This is a genomic window from Brachybacterium sp. p3-SID957 (assembly GCF_025144775.1).
Lineage (GTDB): Bacteria > Actinomycetota > Actinomycetes > Actinomycetales > Dermabacteraceae > Brachybacterium > Brachybacterium epidermidis.
Window position 1 is genome coordinate 97,950 of the sequence record NZ_JALXKT010000002.1, and the last position, 6,115, is coordinate 104,064.

The following is a 6,115-nucleotide window of genomic DNA, read 5'->3' on the forward strand; positions in this document are numbered from 1 at the left end:
AAGACTTGCACTTCCTCCAGATCCGCCGTCCAGCTGCGCTGCGCGAGGGTGAGATGCCCGTGGGGGCGCTCGGCGAGGCCGTCGGCAAGCCCGTGCCCGCGGTGTCCCAGCACCTGGCGAAGCTGCGGATGACGGCGATGGTGGAGTGCCTTCAGGAGGGCAACCGCGTGTTCTACCGGTTGATCAACGACCATGCCGCACGGCTCGTGACCGACGTGATGCACCAGGCGGAGCACGCCGCGTCCCCGAACCCCCCGCGTCCCCGAACCCGCCGCATCACCGGACCGGAGGGTCGGGACCGCGGGGCTGACCTTGGACCCCCGCGGAGTAGGGTGGCCCGCATGTCCTCGTGGCCATCGGTCGCATCAGCGACAGCGCCGTTCTCCCCCGCCGGTCACCTTCCGACTCGTGAGCCGGCCATGCACCCCGGGCCTCTTGTCGGGCCCCGACGCGCACGGCTTCGCCGCACCGTCACCGCGGCAGCAGCACTGATCGTGATGCTCCTGGTCACCACTGGGTGCCTGGGCTCGATGCCTCGGGATTCCCAGGGCGCGCTGGACCGTGCGACCGGTGGCGTGCTGCGGGTGGGCGTCAGCGAGCATCCCCCTTTCACCGTCGTCGGGGAGAACGGAGATGTCAGCGGGGAGGAGGTCGATCTTATTCAGCAGTACGCCGCGGGCATCGACGCCCGGATCGAGTGGACCGCGGGACCGGAGAGCGTGCTGTCCGAGGCGATGAGGAACGGTGACCTCGACGTGGTGATCGGCGGGTTCACTGCCGATGCCCCCTGGACCAGCACCATCGCCTTCACCCGCCCCTACACCACCCTGGAGCGGCCCGACGGTTCGACCGCGAAGGTGGTGATGGGCGTTCGGCCCGGGGAGAACGCCCTGATGGTCGACCTGGAGCTGTTCCTGGCCCGAGCGGCGGGCGAGATCTGATGGCACAGCACAAGGACCCGGGCGGAACAGGCGCGCACGGCGCAGCCCAGGGGCACCATGCGATGGGCGAGCAGCAGCGCGAGACCCTGCGCCGCGCGATCCGCCTGGAATGGATCACGATCGCGTGGGTGAGCGCCACCGTGGTGCTGGTGGGGCTGGTGGCCGGCCAGTCTCAGGCCATGCGCGCAGCCTGGGCGGAGGATGCCCTGTCCCTGCTGCCGCCGATCGCCTTCCTGGTCGCCACCCGGTTCATCCGCCGCCCCTCCAGCCGATCGCACCCATACGGCCACCATCGGGCGATCGGCGTGGCGCACCTGGTGGCGGCTCTGGCCCTGCTGGGCATGGGCACCTATCTCGCGATCAGTTCCGCGATGGGTCTGATCCGCGTGGAGCGACCTCCGGTGGGGTTGATGGTGATCTTCGGACAGCCGATCTGGACGGGTTGGCTGATGATCGCGGTCATGGTGGTCACCAGCCCCGGGCCCGTGGTGCTGGGGCGTATGAAGAAGAGGCTCGCCGAGGACCTGCACGACAAGGTGCTCAGCGCCGACGGCGACATGGGCAGCGCCGACTGGCGCACCGCGATCGCCACCGTGGTGGGCGTGCTGGGGATCGGCATCGGCTGGTGGTGGGCCGACGCCGTGGCTGCGATCATCGTGTCGGTCTCGATCATCAAGGACGGCGTGCACAACCTGTGGTCCGCCATCGCGGGGCTCATCGACACCGAGGCCCGCACGGTCGATGGCTCCGAGCCGCACCCGCTGACCCTGGAGGTGGAGCAGCGGGCGCTGGCCGAGCCCTGGGTCGCCGATGCGTCGGCTCGCGTGAGGGACCTGGGCCACGTGTTGCACGTCGAGCTGTTCGTGGCGCCGCACGCGGGTATTGCTCCGCAGCTGGAGCAGCTGGAGGCGCTGCACCGCCGGGTGTGCGAGCTGGACTGGAAGGTGGACGACGTGGTGGTGGTGCCCTGCAGCGAACTGCCGTCCTCCCAGACCTTTCGGTCGACGCTCAGGGACTGAGCATCCCCCCTCGTTAAGGTGGAGGGCACGCTCGGGCAGGCGGATCCGGAATCGGATCGGCGCCCGCACACCAAAACGGAGGCCGGATCATGAAGGCAGTCACCTGGCAGGGAACTCGGAAGGTCAGTGTCGAGGAGGTGCCGGATCCCGGCATCCAGCAGCCCACCGATGCGGTGATCGAGGTGACCTCCACCGCCATCTGCGGCTCTGATCTGCACCTGTACGAGGTGCTGGGTCCCTTCATGAGCGAGGGAGACGTGATCGGCCACGAACCCATGGGGATCGTGGTGGAGACAGGATCCGAGGTCACCCACGTGCGGGCCGGCGATCGGGTGGTGGTCCCCTTCACCATCTCCTGCGGGCACTGCGCGATGTGCACCGCGGGCCTGCAGTCCCAGTGCGAGACCACCCAGGTCACCGAGTACGGCTCCGGGGCGGCCCTGCTGGGCTACTCCAAGCTGTACGGGCAGGTGCCCGGTGGGCAGGCCCAGTTCCTGCGCGTCCCCCACGCGGACTACGGGCTGGTGAAGGTAGGCACCGAGCTGCCCGACGAGCGCTACCTGTTCCTCAGCGACATCCTTCCCACCGCCTGGCAGGCCGTGAAGTACGCCGACGTGCCCGCTGGCGGCACCCTCGCGGTGCTGGGCCTGGGGCCGGTGGGTCAGTTCTGCGCGCGTATCGGCCTGCATCTGGGCTCACGAGTGGTCGCCATCGATCCTGTGCCCGAGCGCCGCGAGATGGCCTCCCGCCATGGGGTGGAGGTGTTCGACATGGGCAAGGACGGCATCGAGGCCATCCGGGAGTCCACGTCCGGTCGGGGGCCCGACGCCGTGGTCGATGCGGTGGGGATGGAGGCGCACGGCAGCCCCGTGGCCGGCCTCGCCCATCGCGCCACCGCGCTGCTTCCGGACGCGGTGGCGCGGCCGATGATGCAGCACACCGGACTGGATCGCCTGCAGGCTCTGCACACCGCCATCGAGCTGGTGCGCCGCGGGGGCACGGTGTCCCTCAGCGGCGTGTACGGGGGCGCGGCCAGCCCCATGCCATTGCTGACCATGTTCGACAAGCAGCTGCAGCTGCGGATGGGCCAGTGCAACGTGCGCTCCTGGACCGACGAGCTCCTGCACCTGGTGGAGGATTCGGCCGATCCGCTGGGAACCGGCGATCTGGTCACCCACCGGCTGCCGCTGTCGCAGGCACCGGCGGCCTACGAGATGTTCCAGAAGAAGCAGGACGGCTGCATCAAGGTGGTTCTGGAGCCGAAGAAGGGCTGATTCCTGGTGACCGCATCCCCCACCGAGCACCGGGACGCACTGCTGCTGGTGGACCTGCAGGAATCGTTCTTCGAGACCCCGGAGCTGAAGGAGCGCCGGGCCGTGGTGGCCGAGGCCGCCAACCGGCTGCGCCAGGCCGCGGATGGGGCAGGCGTGCCCGTGTTCGTCATCACCACCGTGCACAGCCGGGACCGCTCCACTTGGACCCTGTCCATGCTGGAGGACGAGCAGGGCTACCTGTTCTCAGGCGACCCGGGCACGGAGGTGATCCACGAGCTGGACACCGAGCGCACCACGCGGCTGGAGAAGACGCGAGACAGCGCTTGGTTCGGCACGGATCTGCTGCTGCGAGTGCACAATCTCGGCGTGGACCGGGTGGTGATCGCGGGGGTGTCCACCCACGCGTGCATCGCCCAGACCGCCCGGGACGCCTACGCCAACAACATCCGGGCCGCGATCGTGCCCGACGCGATCGGCGATGAGCGACCCGACCACCGCGAAATGGTGCTGGACCAGCTGGTGGAGGACCGCCAGGCCGAGCTGGTCCCGCTGGAGGAGGTCATCGGCACCTGGAAGGAGTGACGCCGTCCGCTGAGCGCCGTCGGGGGCAGGTCACGACTGCTCTCACGGGCATCGGGCCGGCCTGTTTCCTATGGTCGAAGAATGAGCGGGCCAGCAGATCCAGGAGGCCAACCCCCAGCGCGCAGCTGCACATGTACCCGCAGGCCGGGCACATGTTCGCAGTCACTCGGTGGAGCGGACCAGCCGTTCGTGTCCGGTCTCCTCCAGCTGGGCGATGTCGGAGTTCGCCTTCAGGAAGTCGCTGAAGGACTTGTAGCCCAGGGCCTTCTCGCTGAAGGAGGGATCCATGCGGCGCATGTGGGTCTTCACCGCGGAGCTGTGCAGCCAGTCCCCGTCCCCGCGATCGCCCAGCTGGAGGGCCCGCTGCAGCAGACGGGAGGCCGTCTCCTGCGGATCCTCCGCGGTCTCCTCCGGGTCCACCACGGCTCCGCTGGGCTCATCGACCGGATCGGTGTGCTCGTCGCTGGTGCCCGAGGAGTTCTTGGTGCTCCTGCCCTTGCCCTTCCCGGAGCCGCGGCCGCCGCGCGAGCGGCTGCTGTCAGCACTGTCGGGCCGGGTGACACCGGGCAGCTGGTCGTAGGCCTCGAACTCGTCGCAGGCGGCGGCCAGGGACTTGGCGGTGGAGCCGGTGACGCCCATCCCGATCACGTACCGGCCCAGGCGGCGGCAGCGCTGCGCGAGGGGCACGTAGTCGGAATCGCCGCCCACGATCACCACGTGGGTGAGGTCGGGGATGCGGAACATGTCCTCCACGGTGTCCACCGCGAGGCGGATGTCGGCACCGTTCTTGGCGTACGCCGCGGCAGGGAACAGCTGCACCAGGTCCACCGCACGCGCCACCAGCTGGGTGCGGTAGTCGGCGTTCAGCGGCGAGGACCAGTCCGCATAGGCGCGGGTGAGCATCAGGGAGCCGAACGAGGCGGCGTAGTCGATGATCGCGCCCACGTCCACCGTGGCCGCGGCCAGTTTCTCCGCGATCTCGGGATCGGTGATGTCCTGCGCGATCCGCTGGCGGTCACGGCTGTAAGCGTTGCGCCCGTGCACCCGGTCGTACCAGGACATGACGATGTTGTCGAAGTCGAGGTAGACGGCGACGCGGGGATCTGAGGTCTCTGCCATCCCCCCAGTCTGCCTCAGCGGCGCGAGTCCAGGGCACGCACCCCACGCCAGGCGGCAGGGATCACCAGTGCGGCGATCGCGGCCTTGACCAGTCCCCCGGCGATGAACGGGGTGACACCGACCGCGAGGATCCCGGCGAGGTCGTAGCCGGCGCCCATCACGACGTTGAGGACGTAGGCCATGTAGGGAACCCCCACCAGGAACGGGACGATGCTGGCGGCGACGAAGCCGATCATCGCCAGCCAGGGGCGGCGGTCCCAGGCCCGCTCGGCGAACCAGCCCGCGATGAACGCGGCGGGGATGAACCCGAGGATGAAGCCGAAGCTGGGCGTGGCCACCGCAGCAATGGTGCCGGTGAACCCGGCGAACACCGGCAGCCCGGCGAGTCCCGCACCCATGTAGGTCGTCAGTGCCGCGGCGCCCCGGCGTGCTCCAAGCGCGGCCCCGACCACGAGAACCCCGAGGGTCTGCCCCGTGATCGGCACGATCGGCAGCGGGATCGTGACCTGCGCGAGCAGCGCGACCAGCGTGGCGCCGGCGAGCACGAGCGCCAGGTCGGTGAGCACGGTGGTGCGGGGCAGGATCGCGTCGGCCAGCACCGGGCGGCGGGCAGGCAGCGGAACGGCATGGGCGGCAGGGCTGGAGGCGGTCATCTCGCTCCTCGTGGACGGGGGTCTTTTGAGAGCCACACAGTAGTGCACCGCCAGCGCGGGGGCAGGGGCACTCCACTGCGCGGTCCTGCGCAGCGGCCGAACACGAACCGTTCCGCCATGGGTCTTGCGCCGGGCCGGCCAGCTGCGTCCCGTGGTTGCGGCAGCCGATCACCGGATGATCCACAGCGGCCCTTCGCCAGGGTCGGCGGTTCGAGGTCACGCGCGAACGTGGACTTTCCGGACCCTGCCGGGCCGCACATGAGGATCACCCGCCTTCGAGAGTGATGAACCCGGCGCTCCAGGACCCGGGCTTCACAGTGGCGCATCGAGAATGCTGAGCTCGAGGCGTACATCTCGCGGTCTTACCATTCGCCGCGGGCACGCGACCAGCACGCATAACTTCTATTATGCGCACTACAACTTTGGGTCCTTGAGGACAGCGAGGGGTCAATCCCCCCTGGGCTGACCCCGTTTTCTAGGTCCGGTGGTTCTGGGAGTCGTCCTGTCGCCCGTGGTTGCGGGCAGGG

Annotated in this window: 6 protein-coding genes; 4 read left to right on the forward strand and 2 right to left on the reverse strand. The window is 69.4% G+C overall.

Annotated features, from left to right (window positions below; all coding sequences use genetic code 11):
- The first annotated feature begins 5 nt into the window (after nt 1-5).
- From M3B01_RS00840 to M3B01_RS00855, 4 genes are all read left to right on the forward strand, one after another.
- Nucleotides 6-941, forward strand: a complete 936-nt coding sequence (locus M3B01_RS00840) for a transporter substrate-binding domain-containing protein (RefSeq protein WP_259788943.1) — start codon at nt 6-8, stop codon at nt 939-941.
- A complete protein-coding gene (locus M3B01_RS00845) occupies nt 941-1,960 on the forward strand; it encodes a cation diffusion facilitator family transporter (RefSeq protein WP_259788944.1) in 1,020 nt (339 codons plus the stop codon). Before M3B01_RS00840 ends, M3B01_RS00845 begins: the two co-directional genes overlap by 1 nt.
- A gap of 89 nt (nt 1,961-2,049) precedes the next feature.
- Entirely contained in the window at nt 2,050-3,234 is a 1,185-nt protein-coding gene (locus tag M3B01_RS00850; protein ID WP_259788945.1) for a zinc-dependent alcohol dehydrogenase, read from the forward strand.
- Nucleotides 3,235-3,240: 6 nt separating this feature from the next.
- Entirely contained in the window at nt 3,241-3,816 is a 576-nt protein-coding gene (locus tag M3B01_RS00855) for a cysteine hydrolase family protein (RefSeq protein WP_193864760.1), read from the forward strand.
- A 162-nt stretch (nt 3,817-3,978) separates the two neighbouring features.
- On the opposite strand, the gene M3B01_RS00860 is transcribed toward M3B01_RS00855, so the two are convergent.
- Both M3B01_RS00860 and M3B01_RS00865 read right to left on the reverse strand, forming a co-directional pair.
- The gene (locus tag M3B01_RS00860; RefSeq protein WP_193864759.1) at nt 3,979-4,935 is read right to left on the reverse strand and encodes an NYN domain-containing protein; all 957 of its coding nucleotides are present in this window, start codon (nt 4,933-4,935) and stop codon (nt 3,979-3,981) included.
- 14 nt (nt 4,936-4,949) lie between these two features.
- Nucleotides 4,950-5,588: a biotin transporter BioY gene (locus tag M3B01_RS00865; protein ID WP_259788946.1), complete on the reverse strand. Its 639-nt coding sequence runs from the start codon at nt 5,586-5,588 to the stop codon at nt 4,950-4,952.
- Nucleotides 5,589-6,115 lie beyond the last annotated feature (527 nt).

Coding starts and splice junctions, on each gene's coding strand:
- M3B01_RS00845 (WP_259788944.1), top strand. CDS start 941: ATGGCACAGCACAAGGACCCGGGCGGAACAGGCGCGCACGGCGCAGCC.
- M3B01_RS00850 (WP_259788945.1), top strand. CDS start 2,050: ATGAAGGCAGTCACCTGGCAGGGAACTCGGAAGGTCAGTGTCGAGGAG.
- M3B01_RS00860 (WP_193864759.1), bottom strand. CDS start 4,935: ATGGCAGAGACCTCAGATCCCCGCGTCGCCGTCTACCTCGACTTCGAC.
- M3B01_RS00865 (WP_259788946.1), bottom strand. CDS start 5,588: ATGACCGCCTCCAGCCCTGCCGCCCATGCCGTTCCGCTGCCTGCCCGC.